At 37.8% G+C, this 16,272-nt stretch carries 13 protein-coding genes; 1 reads left to right on the plus strand and 12 read right to left on the minus strand.

Annotated features, from left to right (window positions below):
• Window positions 1-79 precede the first annotated feature (79 nt).
• The 6 genes from tatC to I0Q91_RS09790 form a co-directional block, all read right to left on the minus strand.
• Entirely contained in the window at window positions 80-775 is a 696-nt protein-coding gene (tatC, locus tag I0Q91_RS09765) for a twin-arginine translocase subunit TatC (protein WP_270454325.1), read from the minus strand.
• Window positions 776-818: 43 nt separating this feature from the next.
• Window positions 819-1,004 carry a twin-arginine translocase TatA/TatE family subunit gene (gene tatA, locus I0Q91_RS09770; RefSeq protein ID WP_270454326.1) on the minus strand — a complete coding sequence of 62 codons (186 nt, stop codon included), beginning with the start codon at window positions 1,002-1,004 and terminating at the stop codon, window positions 819-821.
• Between the two features lie 148 nt (window positions 1,005-1,152).
• Window positions 1,153-2,931 (minus strand): SLC13 family permease, encoded by a 1,779-nt coding sequence (locus I0Q91_RS09775; RefSeq protein WP_270454327.1) that lies wholly within the window; start codon window positions 2,929-2,931, stop codon window positions 1,153-1,155.
• 172 nt (window positions 2,932-3,103) lie between these two features.
• A complete protein-coding gene (locus I0Q91_RS09780; protein WP_270454328.1) occupies window positions 3,104-3,289 on the minus strand; it encodes an FmdB family zinc ribbon protein in 186 nt (61 codons plus the stop codon).
• 96 nt (window positions 3,290-3,385) lie between these two features.
• Window positions 3,386-5,023: a DUF885 domain-containing protein gene (locus I0Q91_RS09785; protein ID WP_270454329.1), complete on the minus strand. Its 1,638-nt coding sequence runs from the start codon at window positions 5,021-5,023 to the stop codon at window positions 3,386-3,388.
• Window positions 5,024-5,028: 5 nt separating this feature from the next.
• Window positions 5,029-6,234: an MFS transporter gene (locus tag I0Q91_RS09790; RefSeq protein ID WP_270454330.1), complete on the minus strand. Its 1,206-nt coding sequence runs from the start codon at window positions 6,232-6,234 to the stop codon at window positions 5,029-5,031.
• Window positions 6,235-6,358: 124 nt separating this feature from the next.
• Here I0Q91_RS09790 and I0Q91_RS09795 point away from each other — a divergent pair, with 124 nt between their 5' ends.
• Window positions 6,359-7,165: a polysaccharide deacetylase family protein gene (locus tag I0Q91_RS09795; protein WP_270454331.1), complete on the plus strand. Its 807-nt coding sequence runs from the start codon at window positions 6,359-6,361 to the stop codon at window positions 7,163-7,165.
• 56 nt (window positions 7,166-7,221) lie between these two features.
• On the opposite strand, the gene I0Q91_RS09800 is transcribed toward I0Q91_RS09795, so the two are convergent.
• The 6 genes from I0Q91_RS09800 to I0Q91_RS09825 all read right to left on the minus strand — a co-directional run bounded on the left by I0Q91_RS09800 (window position 7,222) and on the right by I0Q91_RS09825 (window position 16,162).
• Window positions 7,222-9,174: a bifunctional 2',3'-cyclic-nucleotide 2'-phosphodiesterase/3'-nucleotidase gene (locus tag I0Q91_RS09800; RefSeq protein WP_270454332.1), complete on the minus strand. Its 1,953-nt coding sequence runs from the start codon at window positions 9,172-9,174 to the stop codon at window positions 7,222-7,224.
• A gap of 98 nt (window positions 9,175-9,272) precedes the next feature.
• Window positions 9,273-10,640 carry an MBL fold metallo-hydrolase gene (locus I0Q91_RS09805; protein ID WP_270454333.1) on the minus strand — a complete coding sequence of 456 codons (1,368 nt, stop codon included), beginning with the start codon at window positions 10,638-10,640 and terminating at the stop codon, window positions 9,273-9,275.
• Between the two features lie 24 nt (window positions 10,641-10,664).
• Entirely contained in the window at window positions 10,665-12,458 is a 1,794-nt protein-coding gene (locus I0Q91_RS09810; protein WP_270454334.1) for an SLC13 family permease, read from the minus strand.
• A gap of 1 nt (window position 12,459) precedes the next feature.
• Window positions 12,460-12,996: a DUF6691 family protein gene (locus tag I0Q91_RS09815; RefSeq protein ID WP_270454335.1), complete on the minus strand. Its 537-nt coding sequence runs from the start codon at window positions 12,994-12,996 to the stop codon at window positions 12,460-12,462.
• Between the two features lie 19 nt (window positions 12,997-13,015).
• The gene (locus I0Q91_RS09820) at window positions 13,016-13,528 is read right to left on the minus strand and encodes a YeeE/YedE thiosulfate transporter family protein (protein WP_270454336.1); all 513 of its coding nucleotides are present in this window, start codon (window positions 13,526-13,528) and stop codon (window positions 13,016-13,018) included.
• Window positions 13,529-14,149: 621 nt separating this feature from the next.
• Window positions 14,150-16,162 carry a methyl-accepting chemotaxis protein gene (locus I0Q91_RS09825; protein ID WP_270454337.1) on the minus strand — a complete coding sequence of 671 codons (2,013 nt, stop codon included), beginning with the start codon at window positions 16,160-16,162 and terminating at the stop codon, window positions 14,150-14,152.
• Between the last annotated feature and the right edge of the window lie 110 nt (window positions 16,163-16,272).

A 16,272-nucleotide genomic window follows, 5' to 3' on the forward strand; every position in this document is an offset into this window, starting at 1 on the left:
CAATATAATATAATAAATATTCATTAAAAAAGACCAGCACTTTAGAAGCTGCCGGCCCTTTAAATTCAATAATTAAGCTTTAGTTAATAAATTTAGCGATTAAAATACTTCCTTCATAAAGTAAAATCAATGGTCCTGCCATAAACATTTGAGTAATTATATCTGGCGGGGTTAAAATTGCACTGATAATGAATATTAAAACTATAATATATTTACGAAACATAGTTAGTGTATCAATTTTTACAATTCCTAGCTTTACCATTAAATTCAATACCAGAGGTAGTTGAAATATTAGGCCAAAAGGCAGGAGTAGTGTTAATAGAAATGAAACATAATGGCTTATTGAAATCATTGCAGATAGCTCAGGGCTACCAAAGTTCAATAAAAACCTCATTCCTAAAGGTAAAACAACTGCAAAACCAAAAGCTATACCAAGAGCAAACATAAATAATGAAATTGGTAAAAGAAGATTGATATATTTTTTTTCATTATCATGCAATGCCGGTAAAACAAAGCTCCAAAACTGATATAATAAGAATGGTAAAGCTACAATAATACCAGCAAAAATAGAAATCTTAATATAAGTGAAAAATGCTTCAGTCGGCCTTAAAAAGACCAGCTCTCCAACTGGCCTTGTTAATATCTCCATTAATTCCTCGGAAAAAAAATAGGCTACAAATGCTGCAATTACAACAGCAATAATAGATTTTATCAGCCTATTTCTCAATTCTTCTAAATGTTCAACTATACTCATTTCTAGATTGTCTGACTCCATCTGATCCACTCCTGCTAGTTACAAATATATTCAACACTTTAAATTAAGATTTATCTTTATCCTCTTCTTCATCTAAAGAAGCTGCATCTTCAACTTCTTTAGTTGCTTTTTTTAATTCTCTAATACCTGATCCAATCGCATTACCTATTTCCGGTAATTTACTAGGCCCAAAAATAATTAGAACAATAACTAAAACAATAATTAATTCAGGTGCTCCAAGTCCAAACATTATGATTCACCTCCTGGATCTATTAAATCCAATCTTATATCAAATTGATTAATTCTAGATTATTCACTTTCTATATCATTAATTATACCAATAATGCATTGCATTCTCAAACCTATTTATTATATCTAAGTAAATAGTTAATAAATCACTATACTCCCCAGATCAAAGCAATTCCAATTGTAATAACAAAAGTCAGTATAATTTGGAGAGGAAAACCAACTTTAAAGAAATCACTAAATTCATAATTACCAGGACCGTATACCATTAAATGTACCTGATTTCCTATCGGAGTTAAATAAGCAGTACTGGCGGCAAATGTGACAGCCATGATAAACGAAAATGGCTCAACTCCCAGCCTGACTGCTGCATCAACAGCCACCGGCAGCATAATTACAATACTTGCCCGATTACTGACTAAATTAGTAATCAAAGCAGTAAAGAGATAAAAAATCGCAAGTATAATAATCGGCGGTAAATTACCGGTTAAATTCAAAATATGGCCGGCAAGGAATTCTGCAGTACCAGTAGCTTCCATGGCTGCTCCTAATGGAATTAAGCCAGCAACAAGGATTATAATCTCCCAGTTTACTGCTTCATACATTTTAGCTGGATTAACACAGCCAGTTAAAACCATGGCCAGCACTCCACCAAGTGCAGAAATAGATATCGGTATAATTTCGAAGACAGCTAGAAAAATAACTCCAAACATTATTCCCAGGGTAATCGGTATCTTTTCCTGAGTATAATCCTCTTTTTCCATTTCTCTGGCTACAATTATATCACGCCTATTTCTAAGTCTTCTTAAAGTCTGTTCATTAACAAGCATTAAAAGAACATCACCTGGTTTAAGTTCCATTTCATCCAGTTTGTAATGAGATAACTCGCTACCTCTTCTAATTGCAAGGATGCTACAGTCATATCTATTGGCAAAATTAATCTCAGCCAGAGTCTGATTGGCAAATATTGAACCATTAGTAATTACAGTTTCTACTAACTTTCTACCCTGAGTCGGTTTCTGTAATTGAGATTCTTTAACTGCAAGATCTTCTGGAACTATTTTTAGCCCCTGTCGTCCAATCAGTTTTCTCAATGTTTCTCTATCAGACCTTATAATTAATTGATCTCCAGCTTTTATCTGCTTGGCTTCAAGGGGTTCAATAAACTCATCGCCATTTCGGGTGATCATAATCAGATCCATATCAAGCTCACTTTTAGAGAGGCTCTCTTTCACACTTTTGCCTATTAAAGGCGAGTCTTTCTCAACAACTACCTGAGCCATAAATAGATCCATTTCATATTCATGAACAAGGTCATCTTCTGGTTTTACTCTATCAGGCAAAATCTTACGGCCTATAGTCGAAAAATAAATAACTCCAGTAAGTAATACAACAATTCCAAGTGGCGTAAATTCAAAAAATCTAAAAGGTCGGCCAATTAAATCAGAAGAGATATCACTTGCAATCAAATTAATTGATGTTCCAATTAATGTTAAGACTCCACCCATTGTAGAAGCATAAGATAAAGGTATTAATAACTTTGATGGAGAAACCTTTGTTGTCCTGCCTAAATCTGTCACCATCGGAATAAATACAGCAACCACAGGTGTATTATTTAAGAAACCAGCGACAGATCCTGAAATAGCAGAAATAACACCCACCTGTCTGGCTTCACTGCTGCCAGTCAGTTTTATGATCTTATCTTTTAATAATTGTATAACACCACTATTTTGTATGCCTTCACTAAGAATAAACATTGCCATAATAGTAATCGTTGCACTATTAGCAAAACCACTAATTGCAGTCTCACCATCAACTCCTGTCCAGGGCCTTAAAATAACCAGAACAACTGGAATTAAAATAGCAATTAAATCTATTCTTATCGGCTCCCAGACAAATAAAACAAGCATCGATCCAATAATAGATAACATTATTGCGACTTCCGGTGTTAGCAAAATTATCACCTGCCTAAACTAATAATACTCCTAAACTCAATTGTAAATCATTACATAGTTATTTTCAACATAAAAAAGGCCAGACATATCATTGCCTGACCATAATAATAAATATATTTTCTGCCTAACTGGCAGTAATTTAACTACTTCAACTAAATGCTGCTCTCCCTGAAGAATTACAACTCATAATACCGATACCATCAAAACTCTGGTAAGTATCATTACTTCCACATTCAGGACATTCAGCCTCTAATCCATCTCCGACCTCAGAAATCTTAGCAGTAATCGAAGATGTATTCTCACAATCACGACATTTAAAACTATAATTTGGCATTAATAATTACCCTCCTGATAACAAAATTCTATGTTAAATTCACCAATCATATGCTATATTATCTGCAAGAATAATTCTGTAAAGTATTTATCATTTTTATAGCTCCAATTCTTTTCTTAATAATTCAGGAGGTAATGAACCAGCTTTTAATATATTATCATGCATTCTCTTAAGAGGTAACTCTGGCTCTTTTAAGCGATAATCTTCAATAATCTTTGTTATCTCCCTCTTTCCCATCAAATAAGATTGGGGCTGAGTCGGTGAAGTTGTATACCTGATAACCTCAGTCCTGGCATCATCTCTTTCAAGACGACATTCATTTACTAAAAAATCTACAGCTGAATCAACAGACATCCCCTGGCAGTGGAGCTTTACATCCAGAATAATTCTTCCTGCCCGCCAGAGCTGATCAGATAACCTGCCTAACTTCTGAATCGGTCGATTAATATATCCTAAATCCTCCATCATACCCTCACAATAAAAGGCCCAGCCCTCAACAAATAAAGTTGATAAAAAAGAACCTAATTTTCTAATATTACTATTTTCTAATTTAGCCCATGATAATTGAAGGTGATGGCCAGGATAACCTTCATGGAGAGTTGTTATCGGCAACTTAGCATTATAATGTCCCCTTAATTTTGCTTCCTGTTTTTCCTCAGATGCATTCATATCTACTGGCGTTACCAAAAAGAGCCCTTCAAGATTATCAGAAAATATTTCTGGTTGAATATAGGCAGCATACGGAATTATCGGCCTTAAATATCCTGGTGTTTCTATTATCCTCAGGCTTTCTGCTTCTGGTATTGTAGCAATACCCTGCTTTTCAACAAAATTTCTACTGGCCTCCATCGATTCTCTATATTTTGCAAGCAGTTCTTTTGCTTCAGGATGATCTGATTTAGCCTCATCCAATATCTGATCAACTGATTTACCAGGAGCAATCTGACCTGCCAGCTTCTCTAAAGCCATCTCGGTCTCAGCAAAGATCTCCTGTCCAATTTCAAGTAACTCAGAGACATCATAATCAACTAAGTGATTTTCCTTTAGTAGTTGATTAAAATATTCCTCACCAACTGCAAACTCACCTTTAGCTTTATTGCCTAATTCATCCTTTAGATAAGATTGAAAATCAACAGCAGCCCTTGCTGCCTTCTCGCCATATTTATCAAATTCATCCTTTAATCCTGGAAACTCCGCTCCAGCAATTCCAGGTAATAATTCTGTAAATAATCCAGGAGCCATCTGCAATTGCTGCAAACTTAAATCAATCCAGACTGGCGGCACCCTTTCAGGAACCAGGTTTTTCCTGGCCTGATCAAATAAATCAGGCACCTGCTTCATTCTACCTAAAGCCGCCTTAAGTCTTACATCCAGAGGAGCAAAGTCTTTCATAATAAGAGACATAATCCCGGAAAAAACCTCATCAATATAATTATTTGGGTTCTTCTGATAGGGCAGATTATTTTTATGATCCCTGATCAAAGATTTTAACAACTGCCTTAAAAGAATATAATCTATCTCTGCCTCTTTACTAAAAGAAGACCTATTAAAGTTTTTCAGTTCCTCTAATTTACTTTCCAATCTCTCATAAAAATCCCAGATTGACTGTTCCCTGTAATCAGCAAGCATATCATCCTGTTCATGAAAACCTAATTGGGTGGCAACAACTGGCCAGCGTTCCATAAATCTATCAATAATCTCATCACCAAATCGATAGAATTCTTTTTCATCCATTCTCATCACTCCTTTTTATAGCCTTTGAGAGTATAAAAACCCCAGCTAAATGCCATAATACCAACACCAATAAAAATTGCTTCTAGCTCTGTAAATATCAAGATCAGACCTAAAAGAAAAGGCGATAAAGTCATCCCAATAAATTTCATAGTATTAAAAACAGAAATCACCAGTCCTGAAATCTCTGGAGGCGGTAACTCTGTAGCCCGATTATAAATTGTTGGGGAGACTATGCCCATCCCTGCTCCATAAATAATAAAACTTAAACTAACCAGATAACTGCTATTAGGCCAGAATGGCAGAAGTATAAAACAGATCCCGATCAATAAATAGCCTAAAGTTGAACGCTGTCTCCAGTTTAAATATTTAGCAATAAAACTTGCCCTGGAAGATAGAATTGCACTAAATAAACCCTGTAATGATATAGCCAGTCCAGAGAAGAACTCTGAAAAACCATGGCCGGTGACAAGATAAATCGGCAAAAATGTAATCAGAGCATAGAGCATAAAATAAATGGTTAATGAATGAATCATAATATTTCTGATTTTAGAGATTTTAAAAATATCAAGCAGAGATTTAAAATACTCCAGAGGAGAATTCTCAATCTCAGAATTAACCTGATCGCCAGAATTACTATTAATTAATGGAGAAGTCTCCGGCAGTTTAAATAAGAATATCAGGCCAAGTATTAATGAAAGCCCATAAACTGCAAAGACAAACCTCCAGTCAATCGAGGCCAGAAATCCTCCCAGTGATGGTATTATTACAGCTCCAATAGAAATAGCACCTGTTAGATAGCCCATCAATTTCAGTTTCTCATCTCCAACAAATAGATCCTTAAAGATTGTCATAGCAACAGGTATTAATCCGGCGATCCCAATCCCCTGCAAAAATCTCATAATTAGCAAAATAGCATAATTAGGAGCAAGTATAATAACTAATCCCCCAATCCCATCAATAAAAAGACAGGTTAATCCAACTTTGCGACGACCTATTTTATCTAAAAAATAACCTATAAAGGGCAAACTTACTGCTGCAGCAAAAGTATAAAGACTTAAAACCAGCCCTATATTACCCTCTGACACCTGAAAAGCTTCAGCAATCGCAGGTAAAGCTGGAGCTATTAAGCCTCCACCCATAACGCCAAAAGAGCCCATAATTAGAACCAGTATTATTATGTAATCCGGTATAAAACCCTGTTCTGTATCCAAAAATATCTCTCCTTAATCCAATATCCATATATAATATCTTATCATTTTCAATCAAAAATTCATAATTGCTTCATAAGTTTTTACTATAATTGAGATATAATACTTCTCAAGGAGGCTAAAAGTAATGAAAAATCGCTATAAAGTTATTTTAATTATCGTTTTTATATTATTTTTTACTATTACTTTAAATGTTGAAAGCAACAATGAGGCAATTATACTTACCTACCACCATTTTGTTGAAGATAATCCTGCAAATTCAGCAGAAATGTCCATTTCAGATTTCAAAAATCAAATGGAGTACCTTTATGATAACAATTATAATGTAATCAGTGAAGACGAATTCATAAAATATAGTAAAGAAAAGTCATTCCCAGAAAAATCAGTACTCCTAACCTTTGATGACGGTTATTATTCATTTTATGAATATGCCTATCCAGTCTTAAAAAAATATGATTTCCCGGCAATTGTCTTTCCAATTATAAGCAGTATGCCTGGGCTTGAAAATCAACCAGTCTATTCTGATAGATTATCATTTTCAGATATGAGAAAATTAAATACTAATTCACCAACAATTAATATTGGTTCCCATAGCTACAATTTACATTATTATGAAGATGAAAACCCGGCTATCTATCAACTGGAAAATGAATGCTGCGATGATTACAATTGCAGAATCAGAAGGGATTTAAGGCTTTCCAGAGACCTGCTTGAAGACCAGCTTGATAAAAGAGATGATCTAGCTTCTCTGGCCTGGCCCTATGGCTATTACACTGAAAAGGCCGAAGAAATCGCTAAAGATCTCGGTTATGAATTAATCTTTAAATTAGGAGATCGACCCTATAACCCTGAAGAAGAAATAGTCTCAATTCCCAGATATGGAGTTATCTCAGGCGATCTAAATCATCTTAAAAATATATTGAATGATTTCTAATAAGTAAGCGGCCCTGACTAAAGGGCCGCTAATTTTATATCTTTTTATTATTGCTATTAAAGATTAGCAATATCCAGATCAAATACTCCCATTCCATTTTCATCAAGCTCTAAGAACTCTATCTTACCCTCTAGTCCAGGCACGATATCTTCATAGGCTTCAGGGTGGGAACGGAAATGAACAGGTCCAGCAACTTCAACTGGTTTGATTCTCCAGTTATCTGTTGGAGTAGGAGTAACTGTTCCTAGTTCCTCAATATACTCAATAATAATCTCTCTATTAACTAATCCAGATGGGGCATAGACCGGGTCCATTCTTTCAGTAGGACCAAAGCCACCGCCGCCACCGGCACGGTAATCATTGGTTACAACCAGGAATTCCTGATCTTCATCAATTGGTTCACCATCAAACATGACATTAGTAATTCTCTGACCCTCTGGCTGAGTTACATCTATTTCATAATCAACACCATCGATAACATCATAATTATAAGCAGAGAAACCACCATCAAGCAAGTCCTGAACTTCAGTGGAATCAGGATCAATCTGGTTGAAGTTCTCAGCACTTCTTTCAAGCCATTCAATAACTTCAGCACCGGTAACCTTCATCACTCTAATCTCGTTATCATAGATATAGATATCAGTTACATCACCAATTGTAATATCTCCCTCTTTTACATTGGTGAAGTATTCAGCATCTTCACGGCCTGCCTGGAATGGAGCAGCAGCTGACAGAATTGGCAGATCAGAATAATCGCCTTCAGCAAATTCTTTTTCAGCCCACCAGAGCTGGGCATCATTAACAACCTGAGTTACTGGAGAATCAGCAACTCTTGAGAAGAATGAAGCTATCCCGATCCCGGCAGTTCCGATTGGAGTTCTAACATATTCAACAGTATTATCATGAACATCTGAAGCCAATTCTTCAATCTCCTGATGAGATGCAACATTTTCATCTATCTCTCTTAATCTAACACTGGCTTCAGCAATCCTCCACTGGCCATTCTGTTTACCTAATTCAAGATCAATTGCTCCAAGGGCATCTCCCCAGGATCCGGCCATAATAGCTGGAATACCATTGATTAGACCAAGCTCGTTATCAACCATCTCAACACCATCAAAATCACCTGGTAGGTGACGGTGATTATGACCTAAAATCATGGCATCAATTCCATCAACCTCTGATAAATAAATAGCTGCATTCTCTCTGGCATCTGCAGAGTCTTTTGGAGAATCATCAATACCGGTATGGGCCAGAGCAATTACAATATCTGCCTCTTCTCTAAGTTCAGGCATAATTTCTTCAGCAGCATCAACGATCTCTTCGAAATCTAAAATACCACTAACATGATCGCTTCCCCAGAGCATAGTCTGTGGAGGAGTGGCACCAAAGATACCGACTTTTACGATTTCACCATCTATCTCCTGTTCAACAATTGTATAAGGCTCAACATAGTGATCTCCTGTCTCAACCTCTTTTATGTTAGCTGATAACCAGGGGAATTCAGAACCGGCAACAGCCTTCTCAAAGAAAGGCATACCATAATCCTGAAGCTCATGATTACCAACAGCAGCAGCCTGATAACCCATATGGTTAAAGACCTTCACGATAGTTTGAGTTTCACCATCTTCTAAAGGTTCAACTGCAAATTCATAATTACCAACAAGGCTACCCTGAATTGTATCGCCTGCAGATAAAAGCATGGTATTTTCTCTTTCTGCTCTTTCTTCTTCAATTAATGTAAATACCTTGGACAATCCAATATTATCTCTCTCGGTATCAGACATATAGTCATAAGGAACTATATACTGATGCTCATCAGTGGTCGTTAACAAAGTGAGACTTGAAGTTGAATCTGCCATAGCAGATCCAGCAAAGTACTTCATTCCCATACTGGCAGCAAAGGCACCAGCAACTACCTTACCGGATTTAGCAATAAAATCACGGCGAGTTACTTTCTTTTCGGTCAGTTTCGGTGAATTTTCTTCTTGATTTTGATCTTCTGACATTTTTTGACCTCCCAGATTAATTTAATCACTCATATTTTATAATTAAACTCCATTTAATATTATCAAATTTAGCTTCAATAATCAAATCAAACTAAATTTTAAACAATCGGGCAGGTCGTTGAATTCCAGGCGATTAGGCCACCTAAAACAACTCTCTGGTTAATAAAGCCCTCATTCTGTAATAAACTGGCTGCTGTCATCGATCTTAAGCCACTACCACAGAAGATATATAAAGGAACATCTTCAGGCAACTCATCATAATGTTCAGGTAGTTGAGTTAAATGAATATTCTCAGCATCCTTAATCTCGCCTTCAGACTCAACCTCATCTTCAGAACGGATATCAAGAATAAAGCGATCCTCAGGCTCGGTATCAAGCAGGGTACAGAGCTTATCAACAGTAACAGTATTGACTGATTCACTCTTCTTCCCGGCCATATGCCAGCTAATAATACCTCCACTTAAATAACCTAAAATATCATCATAGCCAGTTCTATATAAATGTTTAATAGCCTTCTCTGGATATTCACCTTCAGTTACTAACAGAACTTTAGCCCCAACTGGAATGAACCAGCCAACAAAACTTGGCAGATTCTGCAGTGGAATCGAAATAGAGCCTGGAACATGGGCCGAGGCATAACTAACTTCCATTCTAACATCTAGAACATAGGTGTCATCATCTTCCATAGCCTCCGCAAATTCATCAGGAGATAAAGCCGCCGGCTTCTCATAACTGGCTAAAGGATCCCCGCCAGTCAGATTCGATGCTTCCATATTCTCAAAGTATGGAGGATATTCAAGCATCTCGCCATGGAGTTCAATAAACTCCTCTTTACTGTCAACCTGCAATTTAGGATTCAACTTCCTCTCAATACCAAGAGTTGTCCATTCCCTATCAGAAATTGCTGAAGCACAGACTGACCCGGCCCCATGAGCAGGACAGAGAATAACTTCATCGCCTAATGGCAGAATCTTATTAAAAATAGAATCATAAAGCCAGCTTCCAGTCTTTTCTAAATTCTCCTCACCTAAAAAGTCAATTCTACCGACATCACCGGCAAAGAGGGCATCACCAGTAAAGACCATCCAGGGGTCGCCTTCATATCCATAAAGAATATAACTCATAGAACCAGGGGTATGTCCTGGTGTATGCATGGCCTCAAATTTCAATCTTCCAACCATAAATTCCTGACCATCCTCAACAGGCTTGCCATACTGATAATCAAGCATCTCATCGGCATGCCAGATCTCAGCTCCAGTCTTAGCCTTAAGCTCAGTTGAACCGATAATATAATCCTCATTCCTGTGGGTCTCAAAAATCTTAGTAATCTTGTAACCCTCTTCAACTGCTTTTTCTAAGTAAATATCGATATCTCTTCTTGGATCAACAACAATAGCCTCATTACCATCACCAATCAAATACGAAATATGGGCAATACCAGGGGACTTAATCTTTTCAAATAACATTAATAACCACTCCTTTTAAAATAGTTAAATATAAAATAAATAAACCATCAGACTTGCAATCAAAATATAAGCTAAAGACAGAAAACCTCCAGATTTCAGATAATCCCGACTCTTATAATCGCCGGCAGGCATAAAGAAAGCATTAACCTGATGGGTCGGCAAAATAAATGAATTAGAGGCCGAAACAGCAGCCAGCAGAGCCAGACCTCTTGGGTTAATCCCGATCTCACCGCCAATTATCATAACCAGAGGAACAAGCACAACAGTCGCAGCAACATTCGACATAAACAATGTAAAGATACTTGCCAGCAGAGCCACCGCCAGTAAAATTAAGAAGGCCGGGCCATCCTGAAGGGGCATAATTATCAAATTAGCAAGATATTGAGCAGCCCCTGTATTCTCCATAGCAATGCCTAGCGGAATAAGTCCAGTCAACAAAAAGACAGTCTTCCAATCAACAGCCTGATAAATCTCATTAAGCTTCACAATTCCAGATAAAATAATTAAGACGGCTCCAGTAAAGAATGCCAGCCCTAAATTAAAACCTAAAATAATAAGTAAAATAGATAATAAAAATGATCCAATCGCAATAAATGGCTTATTCCCTTCAGTCTTCCTGGGTTCAAGGGAAGTCAGGAGTATCAGGTCAGTCTCAGACTTTAACTGCCTGATATTCTCCTCAGGGCCATAAACAACCAGGGTATCACCAGGACAAAAATTAAAGTCAGAGAAATCTCCACTTATCTCCTTTTCACCTCTAATTAAATGGACAGGATTGACAAAATAATTCTTCCTGACTGCAATATCCCTGATCGATTTACCAGCCAGCTCAGAGCGTGGAGGTATCATCAATTCAGCAAAGGCAGTATTCTCCAGTTCATCATTCTCTCTGTAATTATCATACTCCTTCTCTAGAATCAATTCATAATCCCTGGCAAATCTGCACAAAGCATCTTTTTCTCCCATAATAATAACTTCCTGGCCAGCGGCAAACCTGGTAAACCGCCAGGGAGCATAGGAAATATCATCCCCCTCCTTTAAAGCCAGGAGATAGAGACCATAATCAGACCAGAGATCTGATTCCTCAAGGGTCTTACTCAAAAGCTCACAACCCTCAGAAATTTTATAGGTATGAACAGTCGTAGCCAGCTCCCAGTTAGAGATCAATTTCTGCTGCTGCTCCCAGAAACTCTCACCCTGCTTTCTATCTGCAGGCAGCAGTCTATCGCCAAATAAGTAAAAATAGCCAATCCCAAATAATAAGACTGCCAGTCCAATCGGAAAGACTGCAAAGAGATTAAATGGCGCTGCACCCTGTTGAATCAAAAGATCATTAAGAATAATCAAATTGCCTGCTCCAACCATAGTCAGGTTCCCGCCTAAAATCACAGCGAATCCGACTGGCATTAAGACTTTTCTTAACGATAGATTTAATTTCCTGGTCATCTTCCGGACCACTGGCAGAAAGAGAGCAATCACACCAATATTCTGCATCAAGCCAGAAACAGCCCCAGCAGATAAAGACAGAATAACCGTCAGTTTCTTCTCGCTCTTACCGGCAATTGCCAGCAGCGGTCTGGTGATTTTTTGCATCACACCTGACTGTTCCATTCCATAACCGATAATCATAATTGCAATAATAGCAATAACAGCATTACTGGAAAGCCCTGAAAAAGCCTCGGCTGGAGTAATCAGTCCTGTCCAGCCCAGAGTTAACATAACAAGCATTGCAATAATATCAACCCTGAAGGCTTCAGTTATAAATAATACAATTGTAGCCACCAGTATTATCAGGGTTAAAGCTATCTCAAAATCCATCTTAAAGCCCTATACTTTCAAGCCAGACCAGAAATACAATAATCACAATAGAAAATGGAATAACCAGCTTCCAGTGGTTAACCTTCAATAATTCAGGAAAGGTATCAACCTTAAATACATTCTTATTGATCGAATCACTAAATCTCTCATAAAAGGCAGCAAAGAAAAACGAACCGGTAAATATCCCTAAAAGCCCTGGGACCAATGCATCTATACTGCCCTGGCCAATCGCACCGGCAATAGTCCCTGGACAATAACCTAATAAGGCAAAACCAGCACCAAAGACCAATCCACCTGGAATCGCCCGCCTTAAGGAGCCAGATTTAGGCTTAAGCTCAACAATCCCTCTATCATTTAAAAAATAAACCCCTATCATACCAACAACTATCGCCGTTAAAATAATCTTGGCAACAGTAAAATCCTCTAAAACTAACTGGCCAACCAGCACATTATAATCAGTTACTCCACCCCGGTGGAGTAAAAAACCAAAAATAATCCCGGTACCAAGACCTTTCATCAATCTGGACTTACTTTCCATTTATATTCACCTGCCCCATTTATAGAATTAAAAGCGCAGTTACAACGCCACCGATAAAGAACATAATCAGACTTACCCAGCTGGCAATACTCAGCTGAAATGCACCGCTAATACCATGGCCACTGGTACAGCCCCCTGCCCAGCGTGCCCCAAATCCTAGCAGAATCCCACCGGCAAAGGCAGAAAAAATTCTCCCTAATATATTCTGGTTTAAAACTGACTCAAATTCAGTCACCGGAATAAATGCCAGATTAAACTCTCCAGAAAGCACTGCCGAAATAAAACTCCCGATCACAATTCCTATTACCAGCATCGACTGCCATTCAAGTTCAGGTTTATATTCCTGATAATATTTCCAATCAAAGACCGCAGCCCCACAGCAGACAGATCCAAGCCTGGCCGAGCCTCTGGCATAAGAAGTCGAAGTCCCAAGAGGCTTCTTCGAGATAATAAAAGAAAACCAGCTTAATATACCTATTAAAGCACCAACTAGATAAGGAGACCAGCTCCCGGAAAATATTATCTGACTCATATTAATCAGCTCCTTTATATAATAAACACTTAATAATATCAATTAGCATCTCTCTTAATAATAATTCAAGATAGACCACTTTATTCCTGCAATATACAAAAATAAACTAATTATTACCTAATAAAAAAATCCCCACCGGTAAAAACACCAGTCGGGACAACTAAAGCTTATTAAATTAATACAATTTTCTTCTAATCCAGCTTCGCTATAAATACGGTCATTCTTCGGTCTGGCTTCGGTTTAGCTTCGGTCTAGATACGATATAGATACGATATAGATACCCTATAGATACCCTTAAGATGCTTTCCAGTTAATCTTAACACCCCGATACACCAGATCTTCACCAGAATTCTTCCAGTTTAAATCCAGTAATCCTCCGGGATTCCTCCGGCTCTGCTCCAGGTTCCCTGCGGGAATGCTCCGGGTTTGCTCCGGCTTCCCTCCTATAATAAACCAGCTTAATCCCTGGATTAAAACTAGATCACCCCATAATTACTACAAATAAAATAGTATAATTAATTTTATCAGATATTATACCCTTAATCAATAGCTGAGTAGTGCAAAGAAGAAAAACCCTGCAAAATATCTGCAGGGTTCTCTAATTGACCAGATACCGATAATTTATAGCTGATACCGCTCAACAATTTCAGAGAGTTCCTGTGCCATTTCAGCAAGATCTTCAGATGCCCTGACTATCTCCTGAGTCGAAGCAGCCTGTTCCTCACTGGAAGCTGCAACTTCTTCAGCATTTGTTGAAGCCTCTTCACTAACCTGGGCAATCTCCTTAATGGCATCATTAACCTGCTTATTATTTTCAATCATCTGCTGATTTTTCTCAGCAATCTCATCAATATAAGCATTTAGACTCTCTACTGCCTTATCTATCTCAGCAAATGACTCCTCAGTATGCTTGATAGCAGAAACACTCTCATCTACAACCTCTTCACTCTCATTCATCATTTTAGCAGTATTATTAATATTCTTTTTGATCTCATTTATTAAATTATCGATTTTTTCAGTAGAAGCGGTTGTCTCCTCGGCAAGTTCCCTAATCTCATCTGCCACAACACTAAAGCCTCTACCAGCTTCCCCTGCTCTAGCTGCCTCAATTGCAGCATTTAACGCCAGCAGGTTAGTCTGCTCTGAAATACCGCTGATCAATTCAACAATATCCTCAATTTCCTGGGATAACCTCTCCAGGTCAGTTATCTGCTCGGCCATCTCTTTAACATTGGAACTCACCTGATTAACCTGTGTGATCGAATTATTAACATCCCTATTACCAGTCTCAATGCTTGAACTTACATTTCTAGCCTGGTCTTCCATCTTCTCAGCAGTCTCATTAATCGAATTAATCTGAGCAGATAAAGAACCTACGATATTTTTAGTCTCATCAACCTGGGCTGACTGTTCTTCAGCTCCAGAAGCCACCTGTTCTATTGCCGTACTGACCTGTTCAGCAGATGCTGAAATCTCCTCACTATTTGCCGAAAGCTCCTGACTGGAAGCTGCCAGGTTATCAGATATCCTGCTCTCCCTCTCGACTGTCTCGTATAAATTCTGCTGCATCTCAGCAATCGACCTTGTGATATCACCGATTTCATCTTCCCATTCCAAATATTTATTAGCCTCGTGATCTTCATCAAATCGGAGATCAAAATCAGCAAGCCTGGTTATTACCCCATTAAGATTTACTATCGGTCTAAGAACATGCTTCCTAATAAAATATGAAATAATCAAAGTTATACCTATTAAAGCCAGGATGGAAATTATAATAATAATATTTCTCAGATCAACTGCAGATGCAAAGGCTTCAGCCTGATTGATCTGGGCAAAGACTGTAGCATCAATCTGTTCTAAAGGAGCATATGAAGCTATTGAATCCACCCCTTCATATTGATACTCAAGATTACCTGTCTCACCTGCACCTAAGATTCCTGTAGTATCAAAAACTTCAGATATATTAAATTCAGCCTCGACCATAGACGAATCTGGATGAGCAATTAAAGTGCCATCATTGCTGGCAATATAGGGATAACCAGTCTCTCCAATTTCATAGGTTTCAACCAAATTACTCATTAATTCAAGTGAAATATCAGCAGCCACAACACCTATAAAATCATCGTTTTGATCAAATGCAGGTATTGCTGCCGAAATAATTAACTGACCTGTTCCGGCATCGACATAGGGATCAGTCCAGATTGCCTCTCCCTGGTCAGCATCACTGGCCTCTTGATACCAGGGCCTCTCCCGGGGATCAAACCCCTCTGGCAGTTCAGTCTCTGGACGAATAAACATCTCCCCCTCCTCTGAACCTAAATATATATGTAAAAGATCCGGGTTAATATCTATCGCATAATCAAAATCAGCAAACATCGCATCTTCATCAATACTCTGAACAGAATCTAAATTAGAAGTAGCTCTTAAGAGATCCTCCTGATTTGAGAAAAAGGATTCAAGATCAGCCTGAAAAGCCTGCACAGCCTCCTGATTCCTCTCAATAGCAATCTCTTCCAGTTCCGTTCTGATCGTTCTGGTCACAAAAACACCCATAGCAACAAGCCCAATTAAAATAGAAATAAATAATAACGAATTAATCTTAAATATAATACTATTCTTTAGTTTCTTAAACATAGTGTTTTCCTCCCTTATATATAGTTATTCAATAAATATCTCTCATATCCTTTATAGAGAATTAATTAACAAAAAGGCGGAACCAAATTCATCAACCTTTATTAATTATA

The sequence above is a fragment of the Halonatronomonas betaini genome (assembly GCF_015666175.1).
GTDB classification, from domain to species: domain Bacteria; phylum Bacillota; class Halanaerobiia; order Halanaerobiales; family Halarsenatibacteraceae; genus Halonatronomonas; species Halonatronomonas betaini.

Excerpts from the sequence above, each read along its gene's own strand:
- tatC (WP_270454325.1), bottom strand. The coding sequence starts at position 775 with ATGGAGTCAGACAATCTAGAAATGAGTATAGTTGAACATTTAGAAGAA.
- tatA (WP_270454326.1), bottom strand. The coding sequence starts at position 1,004 with ATGTTTGGACTTGGAGCACCTGAATTAATTATTGTTTTAGTTATTGTT.
- I0Q91_RS09775 (WP_270454327.1), bottom strand. The coding sequence starts at position 2,931 with ATGTTATCTATTATTGGATCGATGCTTGTTTTATTTGTCTGGGAGCCG.
- I0Q91_RS09780 (WP_270454328.1), bottom strand. The coding sequence starts at position 3,289 with ATGCCAAATTATAGTTTTAAATGTCGTGATTGTGAGAATACATCTTCG.
- I0Q91_RS09785 (WP_270454329.1), bottom strand. The coding sequence starts at position 5,023 with ATGGATGAAAAAGAATTCTATCGATTTGGTGATGAGATTATTGATAGA.
- I0Q91_RS09795 (WP_270454331.1), top strand. The coding sequence starts at position 6,359 with ATGAAAAATCGCTATAAAGTTATTTTAATTATCGTTTTTATATTATTT.
- I0Q91_RS09800 (WP_270454332.1), bottom strand. The coding sequence starts at position 9,174 with ATGTCAGAAGATCAAAATCAAGAAGAAAATTCACCGAAACTGACCGAA.
- I0Q91_RS09805 (WP_270454333.1), bottom strand. The coding sequence starts at position 10,640 with ATGTTATTTGAAAAGATTAAGTCCCCTGGTATTGCCCATATTTCGTAT.
- I0Q91_RS09810 (WP_270454334.1), bottom strand. The coding sequence starts at position 12,458 with ATGGATTTTGAGATAGCTTTAACCCTGATAATACTGGTGGCTACAATT.
- I0Q91_RS09815 (WP_270454335.1), bottom strand. The coding sequence starts at position 12,996 with ATGGAAAGTAAGTCCAGATTGATGAAAGGTCTTGGTACCGGGATTATT.
- I0Q91_RS09820 (WP_270454336.1), bottom strand. The coding sequence starts at position 13,528 with ATGAGTCAGATAATATTTTCCGGGAGCTGGTCTCCTTATCTAGTTGGT.
- I0Q91_RS09825 (WP_270454337.1), bottom strand. The coding sequence starts at position 16,162 with ATGTTTAAGAAACTAAAGAATAGTATTATATTTAAGATTAATTCGTTA.